Raw genomic sequence first — 22,468 nt, 5'->3', positions numbered from 1 at the left:
CCGATCCCCGGCGGCGCGGCCCGCGAAGCCGAGCCGCAGCGCTGTGATCCGGTGCTCGTCGCGACCGGCATCGAGAAGTCCTTCCGCCGCACCGGACGGCCCTTCGCGCAGAGACAATCCGTGCTGCGCGGCGTGGACATGGCGCTGTGCCCCGGCGAGGTGGTCGGGCTGGTCGGCGAAAACGGCTCGGGCAAGTCGACATTGATGAAAATCCTGGTGGGCGACCTGCGCCCGGACGCCGGCACGGTCACTCGTTCCGGGGTGCTCGGTTACTGCCCGCAGGAGCCCGTGGTCTACGAGCGCCTGACCTGTGACGAGCATATCGAGCTGTTCGCCCGCGCCTACCGCATGACCCGCGAGGCCCAGCATCGCGCGCAGCGAGAGTTGTACGCGGCGCTGGGATTCGAACGTTACGCCCGGACCCGCGCCAATCGGTTGTCGGGCGGGACGCTGGCCAAATTGAATCTCACCCTGGCCTTGCTCGCCGATCCGGCGGTGCTGCTGCTCGATGAGCCCTACGCCGGATTCGACTGGGACACCTACCTCCGGTTCTGGGAGCTGGTCGCCCAGCGCCGCACGGCGGGCCGATCGGTGCTCATCATCAGCCATTTCGTGGCCGATGAGCACCGCTTCGACCGGATCCTGCGGGTCCGCGACGGTCTGGTGACACCGCGATGACTCCGTCCCCGGCTCCGTTCGTGCGCGCCTTCATCACCGATTACGCCCGCAATCCGGTCAATCTGCTCGTCCTGGCGATAGTGCCCGCGTTGTTCGTATTCTTCGCGGCCGGTGCGATTTCCGATGCCATGGAGCTGCTCGGCGGCCTCGGGATGTCGGTGGAGACCGCTGTCACGGGCTGGTCCGCGGGATTCCTCGCGGGACTGGCGATGTATTTCCAGGTCCGCTCCGCCCGGGCCGCCGACCGGCGGATGGTGCTCGCCGGGCTGCCACCGCACCGCCTGGTGGCCGCCCGCGCCTGCACCGACGGACTGCTCGCCGTGCTCGTGTCCGGAGTGTCGCTGGCCGCGCTCGCCGTCCGCACCGGGATGGACGATCCGGTGCGGGCCGTGGCCGGGACACTGATGTTCGCGGTGATCTATCTGGCCATCGGGGCGGTGATCGCGATCGCGGCCGGCAACCCGGTCAACGGCGCGGCGCTGCTGTTGTTCGTGTGGATCATCGACGTGTTCTTCGGCCCCTCCCGGAATGCCTCCGATCAGATCTATCTACGCTGGCTGCCAACACATTTCGTGACGCTGTGGATGGTGGACCTGCCCTCCGGGCACGGCGGCCGGGTCAGCGATCTCGGCTTCGCCCTGCTGTGGGTGGGCGCGGCGCTGCTCATCGGTGCCCTCGTGCTCATGCGCGGCGCTCGCGGCGCCGCCCCCGTTCGCCGCCCGGCCGGGCAGCTGCGCACGGGGCTGCGACTGGGTCTGCTCGACCTGTGGCGCAACCCGGTTCTCGGTGTGCTGCTGATCGTGGTCCCGGTGGTGTTCATCCTGCTCGCCAAGGTCACCACGCCCGCCCGCGACATCACCCTCACCGTGGTCGAAGACGGCCGGGAAACGGTGGCGTCCTTCTGGTTTCCCGAGGTCCATGCCGGAGTGATGGCGCCGATCGCGGTCGCCGCCCTCGCCACCCTGGCCGGGTTGTTCCTCATGGCCGACACCGGCCCCGGCGATCGGCGGCTGCACCTGGCCGGATACCGGCTCGGCGTGCTGTCCGGGGTGCGGCTCGGCGTGCTCGCCGCGGCGCTCGGTGTGGTCACCGGCGCCGCGATCGCGGTCACCGCACTGGTTTTCACGCCGCGGCAAGGCTTCGGATTCGCGGCCGCCATGGTGCTCACCGCGCTCACCTACGCGCTCGTCGGCACGATTCTGGCCCCGCTGTTCGGGCGAGTGGCCGGGGTCTTCATCGCATTCCTGATCCCGTTCCTCGATCTGGGCATCGCCCAATCGACCATGCTGCGCCCCGAACCCACCACGTCGGCGCGCCTGTGGCCCGGATACGCGGTCAATCGCCTGCTGATCGATACCGGTCTGACCGCGGATTTCGATCTGCCCGGCGCCTTGCTGCTCGCGCTGGCCTGGCCGGCGGGACTCGCGATCGTGGCGGCCCTGCTCTTCGCCCGCGGCATGGGCGGGCCCGGGCGCAGCCGGCCGACCGTGAAGCCGGCCCGCGCGATCGGACCGCACGGGCCGTAGGTGCTGGGACGCAACGGTATCCGGGCGGCCGCACACCGGTTGTCACAGCGGCTGCAGAGTGCTTCCCAGTGGCCGGTCGCTGTCGCTGTGCAGATCGGCGATGGCCTCGGCCAGCAGGGGCGCGATCGAGCACACTTCGATGGGCGGCGCCGTGTCGGGCAGGGCGATGCTGTCGGTGACCACGATGCGGCGCACACCCAATGCGCGCAGGCGGGTGGCGCCGGCGGCGGTGAGGGGGCCGTGGGTGGCCGCGACGACGATATCGGCGGCGTGGCCGTGCAGCAGGCGCAGGGCCGCTTCGACGGTCGCGCCGGTGCAGATCATGTCGTCGACCAGGACGACGGGGCGGCGCTCGATATCGCCGAGGATTTCGACGGCATTGACGACGGCGCCGCTCTGGCGGAATTTGCGCACGATGGCGACGGTGTCCTGCACGGGTGCGGCGAAGCGCTCGGCGAGCCGGGCCGCGCCGAGATCGGGGGCCACCACCACGGTGTGCCCGGACGGGTCGAAGCCCAGGTGCCGGGACAGGACGGGAACGGCGGTGAGGGTCTCGACCGGGATCGGGCTGACGGCCGCGAGTTCGGTGGTGTGCGGATCCATTACGACGAGCCGATCGGCGCCGGCGCGGGCGATGGCGTCCGCGATCATCCGCATACCGGGCGTGGCGCCGGAGACCGCGCCCGGATCCGGGCGGGTGTAGGCGAAATAGGGCACCACCGCGGTGATCCGGCCCGCGCGCTCGCGGCGGCAGGCGTCCAGCAGGAGCAGCAGCTCGACCAGGTGATCATTCACCGGCGGCGCGGTCGGCTGCACCACGTACACGTCGTCGCCGCGAACGCGCCGCACGACCGGGCGCAACTCGCCGTCGGCGAAGCGTTCCGGGACGACGACGGTGGCGGTGGTCTCGAACTGCTCGGCGATCGCCATCGCCAGCCGCGGGTTGGCGCTGCCCGAGAGGATGTGCGGAGAAATCATGACCTCTTCCCTTTCCCGAAGGCCTTGCCGAACCGGTTCCGGCGTCCTGCCTCCAGCGTCCTGCTCGCCCGGCCGGGCCGGGCAGATTCGATCGGCTCCTGACCACGGGCCGTTGGTCCCGCGCCGGGTCTTCGCGTATTCATGGGTTCACACCGCGCCGGCGGGGCGGGACACGGCCATTGCCCGGGCTTCCCGGCAGGCGGCGGTGGGCACCAGCATGACCGGCACCGAGGCGGCCGCGACGGCCCTGCGCACGCTCTGCGCGCGCCCGGGCAGCAGTCGCTGTGACCAGCCGAGCACGATCAGATCGGCCTGTTCGGTCGCGACATCGACGATCGCGTCCCCGGGCACCCCGCTGCGCAGCGTCAGCGTCTGGCACAGACCGGGGAAGTAGGGCGCGCAGTACCGGGCGAGGAATTCGTGTTCCCACGAATCGCGGGCGTGCGCCGCCTGATCCCAGTGTGCGGGAACGGTGCTGCGATCGAAGACGTGCAGGACGACGATCTCGACGCCCGCCGCCCCGAACAGCCGCACGGTCTCCGACACCGCGTGCGCGGCCTCGTCGGTGCCGTCCAGCGGCACCAGCACGCGGTCGATATCGTATGGCGCGGCTGTCGTGTCGGCGGGCACCACCACGATGGGAACCGTGCAGCGCCGCAAGACATCCCATACTCCGTCGTCATTGGCGACGATGCCGAGCACGGCGTCGGGATCGGCGAGCGCCCGCACGAAGTCGGCGGCGGCGATGTCGGCGGGCACCGAGTGCACCGAGGCCTCCATGACCTTCGCGAGCGTTCCGGCGACCGCGAAGGCCGGCTCCGAGGAGCGGACGATTACGTGATTCATTGTCTTCCTTTCCTTGTTGCGGGCCAGCGCGATTCGCCCGTCACGATTTCGGCGGGATGAGCGCCGACCGCGACCGTCACCGGCCCGTCGGTGCGGATCTCGATACCGGTCCGCGAAACCGCCACGCGCACACCCTGTCCCAGCGCGCGGAAGGAGATCGCCAAGCGTGACCAGCGCGCGGGCAGGATCGGCCGTACCCGCAGCACTCCGTCGCGGACCCGCACCCCGGCGAAGCCGGTGAGCATCGCCTGCCACACTCCCCCGAGCGCGGCCATGTGCAGTCCGGTGGCGGTGGTTCCGGTGCGGTCGTCCAGGTCGACCCGCAGGGCCGGGCGCAGCATCTCCAGCGCCGCGTCGGGCCGGCCCGCCCGCGCCAGCAACAGGGCCAGCACCGCCGGTGACAGCGACGAGCCGTGCGTGATGCGTGATCGGTAGAAGTCGAGATTGGGCCGCAGGGTCGCGGGCGCGACCTCTTCGGGCACCAGGTAGTGCAGCATCAGCGCATCGGGCTGTTTGATCAGCTGCGAGCCGGTGACCCGGCGCTGACCGAGCAGGACGTCCGCGGCGACCGGTGGCGGCGCGACGTCCATCGCCCGCAGCGGTTCCAGCCCGAAGTAGCCGCGGAACTGCTCGTAGCGCCCGTCGGGTCGCAATTGGTCGACAATGCGATCGGCCAGTTCCCGCCACTCCGCGAATTCCCTTGCTTCCGTGCGGTTTCGCGGTTCGAGCCGCCCGGCGCGGCGCAGGTTCCATCGCGCCATCACATTGGTGAACGCATTGTCGTCGACCGATTCGTGGTATTCGTCGGGGCCGATGACCCCTTCGAGATGGGCCCGTCCCAGGGCGTCCACGCGCACGCGCGAGGCCCAGTAACGGGCGGTCTCGACGAACAGCTCACGCGCGGTGGTCTCGGCGAAATCGCGCCGGCCGGTCCACTGCGCGTAGCGGTCCGCCGCCCACGCGACATCGGCGGTGATGTGTTCCGCGCGGGTTCCGGTGTGGATGGGAACCGAGGTGCCACCGAGGAATCCGGCGCGCGGGGTGACATCGCCGCCATCGGCCGCCGACTCCCACGGGAATCGGGCGCCCCGGTATCCCTCCGCGCGAGCGCGCTCCCGCGCCGCCTCGAGCCGCCGCAGCCGGTAGGTGACCATCGCTTCGGCTGCCTCCGGATCGATGCTCACCATCGCGGGCATTACGAAAACATCGGCGTCCCAGAACACATGGCCGCGGTAGCCGGTGCCGGCGATACCGCGCGCACCCACCGCGGACTCCCCGTGCCGCCCGGCATTCGTCCACAGCTGATACAGCGCGAACCGCACCGCCAGCGCGGTCTCGGGATCATCGGGCAGCTCGATGCCGGCGGTGGACCAGCGCCGCGCCCACGTCGCGCGATGCGCGGCCAGCAGATCGTCCACGCCCTGCTTCCACGCCTGCCGCAATTCCGCGACCACCGCCCCGGCGCCGTCGGCCGCGGGGCTGTCGGCGCGCACCACCGCGATCCGGTCGACCCGGCATCGCCCATCCAGGTCCGAACGCCGTTGCGCCGCGGCCGACACGATCGCAGCGCCCGCGTCAGATTCCATTCGCACACAGCGGGTTCGCGTGTCCGGAGGGCCGGGTGCGCGCACCTGGATGTCGGTCACGACGGCCGCCGGATCCGGCGAGGCCGCGCACAGCGGGTGTCCCGCGTCGATGCGTGCCGGCGAGGTCTCCACCCGCATGGCCATGACACCGGGACGGTCGGCGCAGGCGAACCGCATACTGCGGAAATCCCCGAGCACATCGACCCGGTACAGCACGCCCGCGCGCAGGTCGAGCACCCGTTCCGCGGCCATCGGGGGCGGGTCCAGCCTCACGGCGGTCCACACCGGTCCCGGCATCAAATGCTGTTCGGGCCCCGCGCCCGCATAAACACCCGCCACCAATACCCCTGCCGCCGGGTCGCTCTCGTCCTCCTCCGGCATCCCGCGGGTCGCGCTGCCGCCGGACCCCACGGTGAATACCGCCGGATTCGCCACTTCCGGTCGCGCGCCGTTCTCCCGCACCGTCCAGCTCGCATCCCATCCACCGTCGGCCAGCGGTACGCTCGCCGAGATCGTCACATCGGCTACAGGGTCCATCGCTCATCTCCCCGAAGTCGTGCCGCGGATCCGTTGTCACCCTCGACGATCCGCCATCCCGGCGCGCTCCGGCAGGGTAGAAGGACCTTGTGCCCAACCCATTTCGACCCTGCGCCGCAGTGCGTCCAGCGTCCCGCGGCACCCGGGCACGCGAATGCCCGCGCCATGGTGGCGCGGGCACGGGTAGTGGCTCACTCGCCGGACTTCACCTCGACTTTCCGCGTCAGCGCCTCGGGCTGCTCCTTCATCGGGACGCTGACCGTGAGAACGCCGTTGGCGTAGCGGGCGTCGACGCTCTCCTCCAGTGCGCCCGCGGGCAGGGTGACCGTGCGTTCGAAGGAGCCGTAGCGGAATTCGGAATACCGCTTGTCCTCCTTCTTCTCGGTGCGCTCGGCCTTGATCGTCAGATGTCCGTCGCCGACGGTGACCTCGACATCCTTCGCCGGATCGATGCCGGGCATTTCGACGCGAACGACGTAGCGGCCCTCCTCGACCGATTCCTCGACCCGCAGCAGATGCGGACCGAACATCGATGCCCGCACGGCCAGCGGCGCGCCGAACGCATTCCAGAGATCGTCGAAATCGGGCAGCAGCGTACCCGGCTGACGATGGACCGGAAGCAGACTCATGGTTCCTCCCAAGGGAATGGATAGTGTTCCGACACACTCAATCTCGCTCAGTGCCCGGATCGATCGATAGGGCATCCGGTAGTGGGAAACGAGGACGGCCGGCCCCGGGGATATGACCGAAGGCCCTGCCGGAATCACGCTCGGCGGGCGCGTGCCCCGGGTGCCCTCAGGTGTCCAGATCCCTATGCCGGAATCCGGCGAATCCCAGGGCGGCCAATGTCATTGCGACGGCGGCGACGATCAGCAGTGGCGCCGCGGTGGCCGATTCCAGCGGCGCCCGGGGGATGTGGGTGAGCGGTGAGGCGTCGTCGAACCAGCCCGGCAGATCGAAGGATTCGACGAACAGGACTCCGACGACGCAGTAGGCGAACGCCGTCCACGCCACCGCCGCGGCGGCTCGGGGCAACCAGCCGAAGGCCAGCACGGCCACCGCGATGATCGCCCAGACCGCGGGCAGGTAGACGAAGGCGACGGTGGTGACACGCGGGACCTGACCCGCGTCTCCGATGGTCAGGGCGTAAGCCGAGCCGGCGGCGAAACCGCCGCAGGCCAGTACGATCGCACTGCCGGCCAGGGCGATGGTGAGATGGCTCGCCAGCCAGGCGCGGCGGCTCACGACGGCGGCGAGCACCGGCTCGGCGCGGCCGGCGGCCTCCTCGCCGTGCGCGCGCAGCACGCTGCTGATTCCGTAGGCGGAGGCCACCAGCGCGAACATCGAGATCGTCAGGGCCAGATAGGCATTCACCGCGTCGTCGGCGCCGCCGGGGATGAAGGCCGCGAGTTCGGGGTTGTCGTCCAGATAGTCCTGGATGCTGTTCACGAACGATCCGTAGGCCGTCCCGAGGGTCAGGGCTCCGATCATCCAGCCGAGCAGGGATCCGCGCTGTAGACGCCAGGCCAGGCCGAGCGGCGACCCCAATGCCCGGGACGCCGTCGGGCGGCCCATCGCATACGGGAGCAGTCCGGCCCCGAAGTCGCGCCGGTCCAGCAATGCGAAGGCGAGGGCGATCAGCGCGGCGGTCGCGAAGACGAACAGCAGCACGGGCCACCAGCGGTCGTCCACGAACGGATAGGTGCGCTGGCCCCACCCCATGGGCGAGAGCCAGGAGAGGCCGCCGTCGCCGACATCGCCCACGGCCCGCACCACGTACGCGGCCGCCAGCAGCAGCGTGACGGAACCGTAGACGCTGCGCGGGTTTTCGAACACCTGGGCCGCGACCGCCGCGACCGCCGCGAACGTGATGCCCACCCCGGCGACGGCCACGGCCAGCAGCAGCGAGCCGCCCACGGGCAACCCGGTTCCGGCCGATGCGGCGAACAGGACGGGTATCGCGATCAGATCGGCGAGGGCGGCCAACCCCAGTGCGGCGACCGCGGTGGCGCGGCGGCCGACTCGCGCGGATCGGATCAGTTCCGCGCGCCCGGTCTCCTCATCCGAGCGGGTGTGACGGCCGACGAGAAACATGTTCATCAGCGCGATCACGATCGCGAGATAGGCGAAGATCTCGAAGACGACCTCGCCGCCGATGGTGTCGAGCAGCCGTGTCGGACCGGCCATGGCCACGGTCGCAGCGCTGCCGCTCATGGTCTCGCGCAACCGGGCCAGCTTCTGCGGGGTGTCGTAGAACTTCTGGCTGCCGACGGACTGGAAGGCCAGCAGCGCCGCCGCGCCGAGCAGCCAGCAGGGCAGGCTGAAGCGTTCGCGGCGCAGGGCGAAGCGCAGCAATATGCCCGCGCCCGTGCCGATTTCGCCGACGGCGATACGGGAGGCGAGGGTGGCGGTCATGACAGCTCCGCGCCGACCGGTTCGGAGCGGTAGTGCCGCAGGAAGATATCCTCCAGCGTCGGCGGCACACTGGTCAGGCCGCGTACGCCGCGCTCGGTGAGCGCGCGCAGCGCGGTGTCCAGATGCGCGGTGTCGACATCGAATTCGATGCGGGAATCCTCGCGCACCACATTGTGCACCCCTGCCAGATCCTCGAAACCCGTTGCCGGATATTCCGTCTCCGCGGTGATCGTGGTGCGGGTCAGATGCCGCAGCTCGGCCAGGGATCCGCTCTCCACGGTCCGGCCGCTCCGGATGATGCTCACCCGATCGCAGAGGGCCTCGACTTCGGCGAGAATATGGCTGGACAGCAGCACCGTCCGGCCCGCCTCGCGCAACTCCCGCACACAGGCCCGGAATTCGGCCTCCTTCAACGGATCCAAGCCGACAGTCGGTTCATCGAGCAACAGCAATTCGGCATTCGACGCCAGCGCGGCGATCAGCGCGACCTTCTGCCGGTTGCCCTTCGAATAGGCTCGCGCCTTCTGCCGCGGATCCAGCTCGAACCGTTCCAGCAACTCCGCGCGCCGCCGCCGGTCCACCCCGCCGCGCAGCCGGCCCATCAGGTCGATCACCTCACCGCCGGTAATGCCCGGCCACAGGGCGACCTCGCCGGGCACGTACGCCAGCCGCGCGTGCAGCGCGACGGCATCGTGCCACGGATCACCGCCCAGCAGCCGGACGGTGCCGCCGTCGGCGCGCAACAACCCCAGCAGGATTCGGATGGTCGTCGTCTTCCCGGAGCCGTTCGGCCCCAGAAATCCGTGCACTTCACCGGCGTTCACGGTGAGATCCAGCCCGTCGAGAGCTGCCACCGTGCCGAACGTCTTCCGGAGGCCGGCGATGAATACTGCGGGATAGGTCATGACCCTATCGTCGGCAGCCCGGGGGCGGCCGAGTAGTTCCATTGTGCGCAAGGGCGCAGGTCCAATGCCTCTTCATCCGGGGACCCGGGCCCCTACTCGCGCCGCTCTCGTGATTGCTCGAATGACTGAACGGCCGCGTGCCACCGGAAGACAGCGGCGCCCGCGGTCCGATGAAGGAGAAATCCATGTTCAGCAATGACATCCACCGCGGAGGCCCGGCATGACCCTCGATTCGCGCGCACGAGCATTGCTGCTGGCCGTCGTCGCGGCCGCGCTCATCGGCCTGATCGACGCCGCGACCGCGCGGACCTGGGACCTGGTCGCGATTTTCGCGGCGATCCTGGCGCTCGGCGGGCTCGCCGCCGCCCGGCTGGGCGGGCGGCGCACGGTGAGCCTGCGCGCCGACCTCGCCCGCTGGCTGACGCTGCGGGCCGCGGAGGGCGGCGAACCCACCGGCCGGCTCGCCGACCGGGCGGTGGCCGCCTACCGGGCCGGACTCACCGGCGGCCCCGACGAGGGTGAAATCTCATGACCAGCACCGTTTCTCAGGTCACGGCACCGGCCGGCGCAGAGACGGTCCGCATTCTCGACGGCAGCGGCGCGGGCGGGCAGCTGGTCGGCGGCAAGGCCGCCGCACTGGACCGCCTCATCGGCTGGAACATGCCGGTGCCCCCCGCCGCGTGCGTCACCGCCGCGGCCTACCGGGCGGTCGCCGCCGAGCCCGACGTCGCCGCGCTCCTGCGACGACTGCGCGGCGGCGAGCAGATCCCCGCCGCCGCCATCGATGCCGCGTTCCAGCACGCCGGACTGCCCACCGAGATCATCGCGCAGTTGCGCGAAGCCGTCGCGCGGATCAGTGGCGGGCGGGCGGTGGCGGTGCGCTCCTCGGCGACCGTGGAGGATATGGACGCCTCGTCCTTCGCCGGTCAGTACGAATCGGTCCTCGATGTCGACGCGGCCGCCGCCGATGCGCTCGAACACGCTGTCCTGACGGTGTTCTCATCGCTGCACCATGCGGCCCCGCGCGCGTACCGGCGGGCGCTCGGCATCGACGAGGGCGACGTCGCCATGGCCGCGCTCATCATGCCCATGGTGCCCGCCCAGCGCAGCGGCGTGCTCTTCACCCAGGATCCGACCGGCCCCGATGGGACGGTCCGCATCGAAACCGTCACCGGATTGGCCGATGTGCTGGTGTCCGGCAAGCGAACTCCGCGGGTGCTGCGGATCGCGGACGGGTCGCCGCCGCCCGGCTCCGGCCCGGAGGTGGCCCCGCTGCTGGCGACCGCGCGGGAGATCGAACGGCGCGCCGGCCGGCCACAGGATGTCGAATGGGCGTGGGACGGCAGCCGATTGTCCATTGTGCAGGCGCGGCCCATCACCGTGCGCGCCGACGCCGCCGACCCGTTCGACAGCCCGGCCGCCGAACTCACCGGCCGCCATCACACCACCGCCGGCATCGCCGAGATGCTGCCCGGGGTGTTGCCGCCGCTGCGCTGGGAGGTCTGTTCGTTCCTGGTCGAGGAGGGGCTGCGCGGCCTGCTGCACGGGCTCGGCTCGCCGCCCGACGGGCGGGCGCCGCATCGGCTGCTGCGGCGCGTGCACGGCCGCGCGGCCCTGGACGCGGACCTCGGCGGCAGCATCGCCGATACCGCGCCCGCGCGGTCCCGGGTGGCGGCGGCCCGGCATCGGCTCCGTGCCGCGGCGGTGCGCCGGCGGGCTCGTTTCGATGCCGACGTGGTGATCCGGGCGGCGAGCGAAATCGACGCTGCCGCACCGGATCCGGGTCCCATGCCGGACGACGAGCTGCTGCGCTACCAGCTCGCGCTGCTCGACCTCGGGGTCCGGGCCATGACCGCGGAGGTCAGCGTCGCCGCCGATGCGGGCGCCATCCGCGCCGGGCTGCGGACGGTGCTCGGCCGCTACGCCCCCGGACCGGAAGCGGGACGGCTGGCGGATCTGCTGGCGGTCCCCGCCACGACCGTCACCGTCTCCGCGCGCGCCTCGGCGGCGATACCGGGCGGCCCGACCTGGCTCGAATCGCACCGCGAACCGCCCCCGGCCGCGCGCGCCCTGCACCCCGAGGCCTTCGACCACGTCATGCACGACATCGAGGCGAGCACGCGCTGGCCGGAGTCCGCTCCGGGCCGATGGCTGCGGCAACGGCAGATCGAACGGCTCGCCCACGAGGCCGCCGCGCAACTCGAGCGACGCGAACGCGCCAAGCAGGCGATCATGCTGCTGGGCGGTGAGATTCGGCGCGTGCACCTCGAGATCGGCCGCCGGCTCGCCGGCTCCGGCGCGCTGCCCGCACCGGCCGATGTCGAACTGCTCACCGTCGCCGAAGTGCGCGGCGCGCTGCGCGGGCGCCCCGCACCCGCTCCGGCGCTGCTCGAACGCCGCCGCCGCTGGCTGACCCGGCACGAGCAGCAGGATCCGCTGCCACAGCACTTCCACGGGCGGCCCGCGCCCGCCGCCGCACCCGCACCCCTCGGCCGGCGGCTCACCGGTTGGGCGGCGGGCAGCGGCCGATTCCGCGGCACCGCACGCTATCTCACCGCATCCGACCAGCCGATCGGCCTGGACGAGGTGCTGGTCGCGGTGACCACCGACCCGTCCTGGGCGCCGCTGCTCATGCGCTGCGGGGCCATGGTCATCGAACAGGGCGGCCCGCTGTCGCACGCGGCGATCCTGGCGCGGGAATTCGGGGTTCCGGCCGTGTTCAACCTGCCCGGCGCCGCGCGCGCTCTCGACGGGCGCCGGGTGGAGGTCGACGGCGACACCGGCATCGTGACACTGCTCGACGACGAGGTCCGGTCATGACATCCTCCGCCCGCGCCCGCCGCCGCGCCGAACTGTTCGGCGCCGACGGCCTGCACATCTTCGTGCCCGCGGTCATGAGCGTCGGGCTGCTGTTCTGGCTGGCCAGCGAACTGCGGGAACTGGTGCGCCACAGCGACGACGCCTCACGCGCCAAACGCGCCGGTATCGACGGCCACGCGGTCGCGCGCCTGACTCTCGGTGCGCGCGAACCGGATCCGCCGGAACGCCGCGGCTTGCGCCCCCGCCCGGTCTATCTGCTCACCGCGCTGGCCCTGCTCGGCGGCACGGTGTACGTGACCATCGGGTCGGTGGCCAACTACTTCCAGCAGCCGGGCTGGGTCGCCGATATCGCCTGGCTGCTGTGGGTTTCGCTGCTGGTGGGCGCCGCGGCGTGCTGCTATGGCATCGTGGCGGCCATCGTGTTCGCGCGGTATCCGACGCCGCCGCGGCGGTTGAACCGCGTGCTCACCACCTCACTGCTGACCACCAGGCCGGTGGACGGCGCGCAATGGCAGGGGCGGCCGTCCTGGCGGCTGGGGGCCGGATTCATGACCGCCGCCGCCGTATCCGGGCTGCTGTCCCTGGTCGTGGGCGCTTCGCCCTACGTGGTGGATGGTTTCGACCATTATGTCGCCGACTGGTTCGACGGCATGTCGGTCGCGTTCTGGACGCGGTTCACGAATCTGGCCTTCGCCACGCCCACGATCCTGGCCTTGGCGGTGCTGGTCGGCCTGGCCGCCATGCGCTGCCGGGCGCTCGCCGTGTCCTATGCCGCCGCAACCGGTTTCGGGCTGCTGGCCAGTGTCGTGCTGCGCGGCATCATCGAGCGGTTCCGGCCCCCCGACGGGCCGCTGGCCGGCGCGTGGGATTCCTATCCGTCCGGCCATGTCATCCAGGCCGTCATCGTCGCCGGGCTGGTCCCGCTGGCCGCGGCCACATTGCTGGGGCGGCGTTCGGTCGTCGCCCCCCTCACCCTGGTGCTCGGGTCCGCCGCCGCCGGCACCGCCTTCGACCGGGTCGCCGACGGATTGCACTGGCCCACCGATGTTCTCGGCGGTGCGGCCATCGGCCTGATGCTGGTCCTCGGGGCACGCTGGATCATCGACACGCCCCGCGCGCACGTCGCCTGCCGTGGCTGCCCGTGGTCGCCGGCCGAGTCCGCGCACCCGCACCCGCCGCACGGGTCCATTCCGTTCACCGTGCCCGCGGCCTCGGTGGTGCGGATGCTGGCGCATCTGTCGGCCGCCGCGGTCGCGGTGACCCTGGCCGTGCTCACGGTGACCGTCGGCGTGCCCGCCAGCGGTGAGGGATTCGTCTTCGGCTCCGATATCGAGCGGCCGGTCCAGCTGGCGCTGGCGGGCGTGGTGTCGCTGGGCGCTCTCGTGGGGTGGCGCTGGGAGGCGGTCGGGGCGGTGCTGATCGCTTTCGCCGCAACCTGTCTGGGCATCTTCGCCGCGATCGAGTATCAGCCCGGCTATGCCATCCTGCTGACGGCGGGAGCCCTGGTGCCCGCGGTCATGCTGTGGCTGAGCTGGCAGCATCGCCGCACCGCGCTGGAGCTGGTCGTGCTGGCGCTGGTGACCATGCTGCTGCTGGGCACGACGTGGGTGGGCGCGAATCGGGTGTACGCCATCTATTTCGGTCCCACGCATCCGGCGAGCACGGCGCCCGCGCTCGCCGTGGACCGGGTCGAATGGGTGTGGTCCGGCGCGCTGCGCGCCGACGGCGTGACGGTCACCGCGCGGCTCGCATCGGGCCACCGGGAGGCTTTCCTGCGGCTGCAGCCCCGAGACGGTTCGACGGCGGTGGACACGGCGGCGGTGGACGCGGGGGACCATCGGATCGTCCGCCTGAACGCCGACGGCCTGCGCCCCGCGACGGCCTACACCTACACCCTCGTCGTCGACGGCGTCGCCGACTCCTCGCGCGGCACAGGGCATTTCATGACGCCATCGGAGGGGCCCATGTCCTTCCGGGTCACCGCGGGCGCATGCGCCCGGGTCGGCTCCAACGGGGCCGTCTTCGACGCTCTCACCGGTGAACACCCGCTGTTCCACCTCGCACTGGGCGACCTGCACTACGCGAATATCGAAGCCACCTCCACCGGGCCGTTCTACGACGCCTACGACCGGCTGCTGACACAGCCCGGACAAGCGGCGTTCTACCGCAGCGCACCGATCGCCTACGTCTGGGACGACCACGACTACGGCCCCAATGATGCCGGTGCGGCCTTCCCGGGACGGGCGGCCTCCCGGACCGCCTTCGACACCACGGTTCCGCACTATCGGTTCGTCTCCCCGGACGGCACCGTGAATCAGACCTTCACCATCGGCCGGGTGCGTTTCGTGCTCACCGATTCGCGCTCGGCCGAGACCGCTGATTCGCTGCTCGGCGCGCCCCAAACCGATTGGCTCATCGACGAACTGGTGCGCTCGAGCCGCACGCACGCCCTGGTGGTGTGGGGCAGTTCGCTGCCCTGGATCAGCGGTGCACAGCCCGGCGGCGACGGCTGGCCCGGTCACGCCGGCGAACGGCAGCGCATCGGCGAGGCGATCGCCGGCGCCGGAATCCGGAATCTGGTGATGGTCTCCGGTGACGCGCACATGGTCGCCATCGACGACGGCACCAACAGCGACTACTCCGCGCGCGGCGGGTACGGGTTCCCGATTCTCAGTGCCGCGGCGCTGGATCGGCCCGGAAGCGTCAAGGGCGGACCGTACAGCGAGGGCGTCTTCCCGGGCGGCGGCCAGTACGGCGTCCTCGATATCACCGACAACGGCGCCGAGGTCAGCGTCACGCTCAGCGGTAAGCGCTGGGACGGAACGGTTCTCGCCAGTCTGACCTTCACCGTTCCGGGCGGGCGAACCTGACCGCGGCAGCGCACTGGGGCCTTTCGCGCACGGTGGCGGGGTCCATCGGCCCCTGTCCGCGGTGCCGGGGCCGACCGAGACTGGGTAGTGCCCGACACCTACCACGGAGGCAGCATCATGAAGGTCGAAGAACTGTTCGCGGCCGCGAAGGACAGCGCTACGGTGAAACGCGTCTACGCCGAACCGGTCGAGCGGGACGGCGTCACGGTGATCGCGGCGGCCGCGGTCTCCGGGGGCGCGGGCGGCGGTGGCGGCCATGACAAGGACGGGCAGGAGGGATCCGGCGGCGGTTACGGCATCGGCGCCAAACCGGTCGGCGCCTTCGTGCTGAAGGACGGGCAGTTGCGCTGGCAGCCGGCCGTCGACGTCAACCGGGTGATCACCGTCGCCGGGTTCGTGATCGCGATCGCGATGATCATCGGTGCGCGCCTCGCCAGAGCCTACGAGCGGTAGCGGTGACCACCACGTTCGCCGGGTTGTCGTCCGCCGAGGCGGCGACCCGGCGGGCCCGCGACGGCGCCAATATCCTGCCCCAGCCAGCGCCGGTGCGGTGGTGGCAGCGCGTCGCCACCCAGTTGCGCGATCCGCTGATCATGGTGTTGCTGGTGGCCGCCGCGCTGACGGCGGTGATCGGCGACTGGACCGATATGTCGGTGATTCTGCTCGTCGTCGTGGTGAATACCGCGGTGGGAGTGGGTCAGGAGCTGCGTGCCGACCGGGCGATCTCGGCGCTGTCGCAGCTCACCGCGCCCACGGCGCGCGTGACCCGGGACGGGCAGCAGGCGCAGATCCCCGCCGCCGAGGTGGTGATCGGTGATCTGCTGGTCCTCGCGGAGGGCGATATCGTCCCCGCCGACGCGACGGTGACCGAGGCCATGTCCCTGCTGGTCGACGAGTCCGCCCTGACCGGCGAATCGGTGCCGGTGGACAAATCGGTCACCGGCGACCGCGCGCTGTCGGCCGGGACCGTCGTGGTGAAGGGCCGCGGCCGGGCCGTGGTCACCGCCATCGGCGCGCGCAGCGCCACCGGCCGCATCGCGCGGTTGCTCGAGCAGCGCGAAGGGCTGACACCCTTGCAGCGCAGGCTCATCGATGTCGGCCGGCTGCTGGCGGCCGTCACCGTGGGACTGTGCTTGATCGTGCTCGGTCTGGGACTGGCGCGCGGTGAATCGGTGGAGCTCATGGCCGTCACCGCCATCAGTCTCGCGGTGGCCGCGGTTCCCGAATCGCTGCCCGCCGTGGTGACCTTGAGCCTGGCGCTCGGGGCGCGGCGGATGGCGGATCGGCACGCGCTCATCCGCAAGCTGCCCGCCGTCGAGACGCTCGGGGCGGTCACGGTGCTGGCCACCGACAAGACCGGCACCCTCACCGAGGGACGCATGGTCGCCCGCCGGATCTGGACCCCGGCAACGGAATTCACGCTGGAGGACATCGACCCCGCCAGCGCGGCGCGACCGCGCGGCGAAGCCGAACAGCTGCTGTCGGCGGCCGCGCTGTGCAACGACGCGCACCTGATGCCGCCCGATGGCGCGCAGCAGGGCGAGGCATTCCTGGGCGATCCCACCGAAATCGCGCTGCTGTCCGCGGCTTTCCGGTTCGGCGTGGATCGCGACGCGCTGCTGGCCCGGTCGCCGCGCTGTGCCGAGCGCCCGTTCGACAGCGATCGCAAACGCATGAGCACCGTGCACCGGCTACCCGACGGCCGCTTTCGCGTCATCTGCAAGGGCGCTCCCGAAGCCCTCCTGAATTCCGCCGTGCTGGCCGATGATCCGGCCTTGCTGCGGCGCGCGGCCGATCGCGCGGACGAACTGGCGCACGACGGTTTCCGGGTGCTGGCCGTCGCCCAGGGTGATCGCGACGATATGCCCACCGCCGCGGAGGATCCCGAGCACGGGCTGCACCTGCTCGGCTTGATCGCCATCCTCGATCCGCCCCGGCCCGCCGCGGCCGCCACCATCGCCGCGTGCCGCACCGCGGGCATCCGCCCGCTGCTGATCACCGGCGACCATCCCGGCACGGCCCGCGCGATCGCCATGGACACCGGGATCATCGCCACCGGCGATCCCGTCATCGACTGCCGCACCTATCCCGACCGGTTGCCGGACGCGACCGTCTACGCGCGCGCCACCCCCGGCCAGAAGCTCGACATCATCGAATCGCTGCGCCACGACGGCCAGATCGTCGCCATGAACGGCGACGGCGTCAACGACGGACCGGCCTTGCGCCGCGCCGACATCGGCGTGGCCATGGGCGGGCGCGGCACCGAAGTCGCCCGGCAGGCAGCCGATCTGGTGCTCGCCAACGACGAGCTCGGCACCGTGGTCCACGCGGTCGAGGAAGGCCGCCGCATCTACGCCAATATCCGCCGCTTCCTGGTCTACGGATTATCCGGCGGCACAGCCGAAATCGCGGTCATGCTCGCCGGCCCCCTGCTCGGCCTCCCCCTCCCCCTGACCCCCGCCCAGATCCTCTGGATCAACCTCCTCACCCACGGCCTCCCCGGCGTGGCCCTCGGCGGCGAGCCCGCCGACCCCAACACCATGCGCCGCGCCCCCCGCCCACCAACCGAGAGCATTCTCGGCGCAGGCCTGTGGCAGCGCGTCCTACGCATCGCCCTCGTCCTGACCACCGTCACCCTCGGCGTCGCAGTCTGGGCCCACCACACCGACCGCCCCTGGCAAACCATGGCCTTCTTCGCCCTCGGCGCCACCCAACTCGGCGTAGCCCTGGGCTCCCGAACACGCCTCTTCTCCCTCGCCAACCCCATGCTCCTCGTCGCCGTAACAGCCGCCCTCGCACTACAATCCGCCGCCCTCTACTTCCCCCCGCTCCAAGACCTCCTGCACACCGAGCCCCTCTCCCCCACCGACCTCCTCACCGTCGCCGCCCTGGCCACCCTCGGCTTCCTCGCCGCCCGCCTCGACCGCGCCCTGCATCCCGCCCCTGAACGGGTTAGCCGAGGAACTGAGCTGGTCAAGTGATCACCGGGAACTGGTGGCGGCATCGGCCGAGTAGGGTCCGCCACCAGTTCCCGGTCGATGCCGTTTCGGATCGGATGGGGCTAGCGTGGAGGGGTGAGGTGGGGCCAGTTCGAGGGGGCGGCGCCTGAGTTGGCGACGCTGGTCGGCGCGGGGTTTGCTCGGTTCGGGTTCGGGCTGGTGGGGACGGTTCGGCGCGATGGGACGGCGAGGATCAGTCCGGTGGAGATCCATTTCGTGCGTGGCGAATTGATGCTGGTGATGATTGCGGGGACGTACAAGGTGCGGGATCTCGGGCGTGATCCGCGTGCTCTGGTGCGAACGCCGGTGTGCGATGCCGCGGAGCCGGGGGACGAGAGTTCGGTGCGGGGGCGGGTTCGGGAGGTCGGGGACGAGGGGCAGCGGGCGGCCACTGCGGCGGCGGTCGAGGCGCGCAGTGGGTGGCGGCCGCGGGATTCGTGGCGGTTTTTCGCGGTCGATATCGATGCTGTGAGTCATACCGAGTGGCGGGGTGACGAGATGGTGTTGACGCGCTGGGATGCCGGCCGCGGCCTGCGGCCTGCGGAGCGTCGGCGATTGGATATGGCGGTCAGTGGCTATTTGCGGGTCGTGGAGTGAGCCTGGGCGGCAGCCTGTTTGCTTATGTATGCTGATTTTTGCTTGGCCAAGCAAGAGTGTTGGCCGTAGGGCGGACCGTACGACTTCCAGGAGTGCCGATGAGTTATGCGCCGAATCGACAGTCGCTGGCAGGGCGGCAGGTCCCGGACTGGTACCGCGGTGCCAAGCTGGGGATCTTCGTGCACTGGGGGCTGTATTCGGTGCCGGGGTTCGCAGCGGGCGGAGCTGGGGATTACACGGCATTCATGCGAGATCTCAGCAGCGGCGCGACGACTGCCGATCGGATTCCGTATGCCGAGTGGTATCTCAATTCGATGCGAGTTCCGGGGTCTCCCACCGCGATTCATCATGCGGCCACCTATGGAGAACGGTTCGAGTACAGCGGCTTTCAGGGCGACTTCGAGGACGCTGCCCGGCGGGTCGACTTCGCTGAATGGGCGGAGCTGTTCGCGGGGGCGGGGGCTCGGTATGTGGTGCTGGTGTCACGGCATCTCGATGGGTATCCGTTGTGGCCGAAGGGCATTGGTAATCCGCACGTGGCGGAGGACTATCGGTCGCCTCGCGATGTGGTCGGGGAGCTGTCTCGGGCTGTCCGGGAGCGGGGGCTGCGGATGGGCCTGTACTACTGCGGCGGCATGGACTGGACGTTCCGGACGACGCCGATACGGACGATGACCGATCTGATCCGGCATCAGGCGCTGGGGGCGGAGTACGCGCGCTATGCCGCCGCGCAGTGGCGGGAATTGATCGATGCCTATGCGCCGTCGATTCTTTGGAACGATATGGGCTGGCCGGCCGAGGTGGATCCGCACGAGATCATGGCGCATTACTACGACGCCGTGCCCGATGGTGTGGTGAACGATCGCTGGGTGCAGGCGAAGCTGCCCGGGAATCGGCTCGCCCGGGCGGCGTATCTGCGGTTCATCGGGGTGGCGTTGCGGGCGATGGGCAGGCTCGGCAAACCGATTCCCGACCCGACCAAGGACTTTCACTACGACTTCGCGACGCATGAATACGCCGCGCCCGCCGATGTTCCGTCCGGGGCGTGGGAGCTCACCCGGGGGTTGGGCAGGTCGTTCGGGTACAACGCTGCGGAAACCGCCGCGGATACGCTCACCGGGGGCGAGGTGATCCACCTGCTGGCGGACGTGGTCGCCAAGGGTGGCAATCTCCTGTTGAATGTCGGCCCCGATGGGCGCGGCCGGATACCCGATCTGCAGCGGGAGCCGTTGCGGGCGCTCGGCGCCTGGCTCGCGCGGAATTCGGGCGCAATCTACGACACGGTGCCCTGGGAGCGGTGTTCCACCACCACGACCGATGGACACGCCGTGCGGTTCACCAGCGGTCGCGACGCCGTGTACGCGATCGTGCTCGCCGATCAGCCCGCCGGGGCGATCACCCTGCGCGACGTGGTTATCCCCGCCGGTGCCGCAATCGGGCTCGTGGGTGGCGCGCCCGCGTTGGCCTGGCAGCAACGCGGCGGCGATCTGCAGGTCGAATTGCCGGCCGAGGCCGAGCCGCAACAAGCCGCGCCGCAACAACATGCCTTCGTGCTCGCGATCAGGGGGCTGTGAGGATCGTGGCGGCAAAGCAACGCGACGCGCTCACCGTGACCGAGCAGGCCCGGCGCGCACAGATCGTGCGGGCGGCCATCGACACGATTGCCGAGACCGATTACGCCCGTGCCTCTTTCACCGCCATCGCACGCCGGGCGGGGCTCAGCAGCACCGGGATGATCTCGTATCACTTCGCGGGCAAACAGGACCTGATCGCGGAGGTGATGCGCACGGTTCTGGCCGAATTCACCGATTTCGTGGTGGCGCGCAGCGCGGCCGACACCGCCGCCGGACGGCTCGCCGCATTCATAGTCGCGAACAATGAATTCCTGCGCGAGCATCGCAACCATCTGGTGGCGATGCTGCGCATCCAGACCGCCGCACCCGACAGCGAAAACGCCGCAATCCTGGCGGCTTCGGATCGAGCGAAGCTGGCCGATCTGCTGGCGAGCGGGCAACGTGCGGGCGAATTCCGGGATTTCGACACCGATATGATGGCCGGGTTCATCCTGTCACTGCGCAATGGCGTGATCGCGCGCACTGCCGCCGATCCCGACTTCGATCTCACCACGTGCACAAGCGAACTGCTCACCGTGATCCGGGCCGCCACCGAAGGGTGAGCCGGAAGCTACGAGCAGGATGCCCGAGCGCCCGGTCCCGATCCGGATTCTCGGTGGCCGGCCGCTGCGCCGGGAACGCGGCGAGGACCTCGTCCAGGGTGGGCATGAGACCGATCCCCGTGCCGCGGACGGTGGCCGGGCGGTGCAGCGGTCTCTCGCGCGAGCAGCCATGGACCCTACCGGCGCCGGATCGGCCGCCGAAACCTGTTCGCACGCCCCATCGCAACGTTTCACAGTTCGGATTGCGAGAGTAATTGTGCGAATGGGAATGGGAGTAGGCCGGAGTGAGATATCCTGTGGCGCAGTTGTAGTCGGTCTGCGGGCTCGCCGATCGATTCTTTTGCGCGCCGATAGTCGGCGCTGTCGCGCCTTCGCGATGCGGTCATGTCCGCACCGAATCAATCTGCTGCCGAAGGGTTTGCGAGAATCCCCGCGCGCGGAAACATTGCCGCGAAAGTTCCAATGTGAAATATTGCTGACCGCACCGGATGATCTTCACTGACCGGACACGGCGCGGTGTCTTCTCTCCCGATCATTGCCGTTGTTTCGAGCTGTTCGGGGTCGGCGGTGAGGGGTGCTGGATGGGCTACGGAATGTGATCGCAGCTTCGGAGCAGGAGAGTACCGCCGTGAACGAAACCCGTTTGGACGCGGACGATGTCATGACGAGGGGAGGGAGTGTGGACCCGATCGTCGACATTCCCGTCGACTCGATAGAAACCAGTGGCGCACTGCGTGTGCGCACGGAGTACGGCCGGCATACGAACCTGCTGGCGCGGGCCGAGACCGAGTTGCCGCCGGTCCTCGTGCATCGGCAAACCATGCGGCTGATCGATGGCGCCCACCGATTGCAAGCCGCGAAATCCAGGGGCGCAACCATGATTCGAGCGCGCTTCTTCGACGGCACCGAGGAGGAGGCCTTCGTGCTGGCGGTGCGGGCCAATATCACGCACGGCCTGCCGCTCTCGGTGGTCGAACGCAAGGCGGCGGCGCTGCGGATCATGCGGATGTACCCGCTCTGGTCGGATCGCAAGGTGGCCGAGGTGACCGGGCTGGACCACAAGACGGTCGGCGCGGTGCGCAAGCAGTCGTCTGGGGATGTTCCCCAGACCCGGCAGCGGCTCGGCCGGGACGGGCGCATGCGGCGGGTGCGCGATACGCCCGCGCAGCGCGAGGGTCGCACCGAAAACTGTGCCGGCGGCGGCATTACGCCACCGGCTCCGGTGCCGATGGAGCGGGTGTGCGCCGCGGCGGTGTTGCAGAGTCTGCGACGTGATCCGTCGCTGCGGCTGACCGAGGCGGGACGCACGCTGCTGCGCTGGCTCGATGCCAGCCCGCGCACGCCGACCCAATCGGTGGATCTGGCCGATCGCATTCCCGAGCACTGCCTGAACCTCATTCTGGATATGGCGCGGCAGAATGCGGCCAACTGGCAGGATTTCGCGGCCCGAGTCGGCGATCGCCTGCGCAGTTGAAGGCACGCGCTGATTCGAAAGATATAGCGTAACTGCGCGACCCTGTGGACGGTTGCGCGGT

Annotated in this window: 17 protein-coding genes; 11 read left to right on the top strand and 6 right to left on the bottom strand. The window is 70.4% G+C overall.

All coding sequences use genetic code 11. The features are described 5' to 3' along the window. The first annotated feature begins 51 nt into the window (after positions 1-51). Both ACYQ5L_RS17225 and ACYQ5L_RS17220 read left to right on the top strand, forming a co-directional pair. On the top strand, positions 52-678 hold the full coding sequence (locus tag ACYQ5L_RS17225) for an ATP-binding cassette domain-containing protein (protein WP_459963451.1): 627 nt from the start codon (positions 52-54) through the stop codon (positions 676-678). Further along, entirely contained in the window at positions 675-2,204 is a 1,530-nt protein-coding gene (locus ACYQ5L_RS17220; RefSeq protein ID WP_459958704.1) for an ABC transporter permease, read from the top strand. Before ACYQ5L_RS17225 ends, ACYQ5L_RS17220 begins: the two co-directional genes overlap by 4 nt. A gap of 42 nt (positions 2,205-2,246) precedes the next feature. On the opposite strand, the gene ACYQ5L_RS17215 is transcribed toward ACYQ5L_RS17220, so the two are convergent. The 6 genes from ACYQ5L_RS17215 to ACYQ5L_RS17190 all read right to left on the bottom strand — a co-directional run bounded on the left by ACYQ5L_RS17215 (position 2,247) and on the right by ACYQ5L_RS17190 (position 9,471). Next, entirely contained in the window at positions 2,247-3,182 is a 936-nt protein-coding gene (locus ACYQ5L_RS17215) for a ribose-phosphate diphosphokinase (RefSeq protein ID WP_459958703.1), read from the bottom strand. 147 nt (positions 3,183-3,329) lie between these two features. Then, on the bottom strand, positions 3,330-4,028 hold the full coding sequence (locus ACYQ5L_RS17210; RefSeq protein ID WP_459958702.1) for a universal stress protein: 699 nt from the start codon (positions 4,026-4,028) through the stop codon (positions 3,330-3,332). Further along, positions 4,025-6,151 (bottom strand): glycosyl hydrolase family 65 domain-containing protein, encoded by a 2,127-nt coding sequence (locus ACYQ5L_RS17205; protein WP_459958701.1) that lies wholly within the window; start codon positions 6,149-6,151, stop codon positions 4,025-4,027. Before ACYQ5L_RS17205 ends, ACYQ5L_RS17210 begins: the two co-directional genes overlap by 4 nt. Positions 6,152-6,342: 191 nt before the next feature. Continuing rightward, entirely contained in the window at positions 6,343-6,780 is a 438-nt protein-coding gene (locus ACYQ5L_RS17200) for an Hsp20/alpha crystallin family protein (protein WP_459958700.1), read from the bottom strand. 166 nt (positions 6,781-6,946) lie between these two features. After that, entirely contained in the window at positions 6,947-8,566 is a 1,620-nt protein-coding gene (locus ACYQ5L_RS17195) for an ABC transporter permease (protein WP_459958699.1), read from the bottom strand. Then, positions 8,563-9,471: an ABC transporter ATP-binding protein gene (locus ACYQ5L_RS17190; protein ID WP_459958698.1), complete on the bottom strand. Its 909-nt coding sequence runs from the start codon at positions 9,469-9,471 to the stop codon at positions 8,563-8,565. Before ACYQ5L_RS17190 ends, ACYQ5L_RS17195 begins: the two co-directional genes overlap by 4 nt. 220 nt (positions 9,472-9,691) lie before the next feature. Here ACYQ5L_RS17190 and ACYQ5L_RS17185 point away from each other — a divergent pair, with 220 nt between their 5' ends. The 9 genes from ACYQ5L_RS17185 (at position 9,692) to ACYQ5L_RS17145 (ending at position 22,407) form a co-directional block, all read left to right on the top strand. Then, the gene (locus ACYQ5L_RS17185) at positions 9,692-10,003 is read left to right on the top strand and encodes a hypothetical protein (RefSeq protein ID WP_459958697.1); all 312 of its coding nucleotides are present in this window, start codon (positions 9,692-9,694) and stop codon (positions 10,001-10,003) included. Further along, the gene (locus ACYQ5L_RS17180) at positions 10,000-12,291 is read left to right on the top strand and encodes a PEP/pyruvate-binding domain-containing protein (protein WP_459958696.1); all 2,292 of its coding nucleotides are present in this window, start codon (positions 10,000-10,002) and stop codon (positions 12,289-12,291) included. Before ACYQ5L_RS17185 ends, ACYQ5L_RS17180 begins: the two co-directional genes overlap by 4 nt. Further along, complete coding sequence (locus tag ACYQ5L_RS17175; RefSeq protein ID WP_459958695.1) at positions 12,288-15,161, top strand: alkaline phosphatase D family protein; 2,874 nt, start codon at positions 12,288-12,290, stop codon at positions 15,159-15,161. The genes ACYQ5L_RS17180 and ACYQ5L_RS17175 overlap by 4 nt, the downstream gene beginning before the upstream one ends. 117 nt (positions 15,162-15,278) lie before the next feature. Then, complete coding sequence (locus ACYQ5L_RS17170) at positions 15,279-15,614, top strand: spore germination protein GerW family protein (protein WP_459958694.1); 336 nt, start codon at positions 15,279-15,281, stop codon at positions 15,612-15,614. Positions 15,615-15,616: 2 nt separating this feature from the next. Then, positions 15,617-18,142 carry a cation-translocating P-type ATPase gene (locus ACYQ5L_RS17165; RefSeq protein WP_459958693.1) on the top strand — a complete coding sequence of 842 codons (2,526 nt, stop codon included), beginning with the start codon at positions 15,617-15,619 and terminating at the stop codon, positions 18,140-18,142. Between the two features lie 219 nt (positions 18,143-18,361). Next, positions 18,362-18,757: a hypothetical protein gene (locus tag ACYQ5L_RS17160; protein WP_459958692.1), complete on the top strand. Its 396-nt coding sequence runs from the start codon at positions 18,362-18,364 to the stop codon at positions 18,755-18,757. 98 nt (positions 18,758-18,855) lie between these two features. Then, on the top strand, positions 18,856-20,331 hold the full coding sequence (locus ACYQ5L_RS17155) for an alpha-L-fucosidase (RefSeq protein ID WP_459958691.1): 1,476 nt from the start codon (positions 18,856-18,858) through the stop codon (positions 20,329-20,331). A gap of 5 nt (positions 20,332-20,336) precedes the next feature. Beyond that, complete coding sequence (locus tag ACYQ5L_RS17150; protein WP_459958690.1) at positions 20,337-20,933, top strand: TetR/AcrR family transcriptional regulator; 597 nt, start codon at positions 20,337-20,339, stop codon at positions 20,931-20,933. A gap of 628 nt (positions 20,934-21,561) precedes the next feature. Continuing rightward, positions 21,562-22,407: a ParB/RepB/Spo0J family partition protein gene (locus ACYQ5L_RS17145; RefSeq protein ID WP_459958689.1), complete on the top strand. Its 846-nt coding sequence runs from the start codon at positions 21,562-21,564 to the stop codon at positions 22,405-22,407. The last annotated feature ends 61 nt before the right edge of the window (positions 22,408-22,468 follow it).

The sequence above is a fragment of the Nocardia sp. IFM 10818 genome (genome assembly GCF_054655275.1).
The sequence above is the reverse complement of the archived record's forward strand: the minus strand, read 5'-3'. Positions and strand labels throughout refer to the sequence as shown.

Excerpts from the sequence above, each read along its gene's own strand:
- ACYQ5L_RS17220 (WP_459958704.1), top strand. The coding sequence starts at position 675 with ATGACTCCGTCCCCGGCTCCGTTCGTGCGCGCCTTCATCACCGATTAC.
- ACYQ5L_RS17215 (WP_459958703.1), bottom strand. The coding sequence starts at position 3,182 with ATGATTTCTCCGCACATCCTCTCGGGCAGCGCCAACCCGCGGCTGGCG.
- ACYQ5L_RS17210 (WP_459958702.1), bottom strand. The coding sequence starts at position 4,028 with ATGAATCACGTAATCGTCCGCTCCTCGGAGCCGGCCTTCGCGGTCGCC.
- ACYQ5L_RS17205 (WP_459958701.1), bottom strand. The coding sequence starts at position 6,151 with ATGGACCCTGTAGCCGATGTGACGATCTCGGCGAGCGTACCGCTGGCC.
- ACYQ5L_RS17200 (WP_459958700.1), bottom strand. The coding sequence starts at position 6,780 with ATGAGTCTGCTTCCGGTCCATCGTCAGCCGGGTACGCTGCTGCCCGAT.
- ACYQ5L_RS17195 (WP_459958699.1), bottom strand. The coding sequence starts at position 8,566 with ATGACCGCCACCCTCGCCTCCCGTATCGCCGTCGGCGAAATCGGCACG.
- ACYQ5L_RS17190 (WP_459958698.1), bottom strand. The coding sequence starts at position 9,471 with ATGACCTATCCCGCAGTATTCATCGCCGGCCTCCGGAAGACGTTCGGC.
- ACYQ5L_RS17185 (WP_459958697.1), top strand. The coding sequence starts at position 9,692 with ATGACCCTCGATTCGCGCGCACGAGCATTGCTGCTGGCCGTCGTCGCG.
- ACYQ5L_RS17180 (WP_459958696.1), top strand. The coding sequence starts at position 10,000 with ATGACCAGCACCGTTTCTCAGGTCACGGCACCGGCCGGCGCAGAGACG.
- ACYQ5L_RS17175 (WP_459958695.1), top strand. The coding sequence starts at position 12,288 with ATGACATCCTCCGCCCGCGCCCGCCGCCGCGCCGAACTGTTCGGCGCC.
- ACYQ5L_RS17170 (WP_459958694.1), top strand. The coding sequence starts at position 15,279 with ATGAAGGTCGAAGAACTGTTCGCGGCCGCGAAGGACAGCGCTACGGTG.
- ACYQ5L_RS17155 (WP_459958691.1), top strand. The coding sequence starts at position 18,856 with ATGAGTTATGCGCCGAATCGACAGTCGCTGGCAGGGCGGCAGGTCCCG.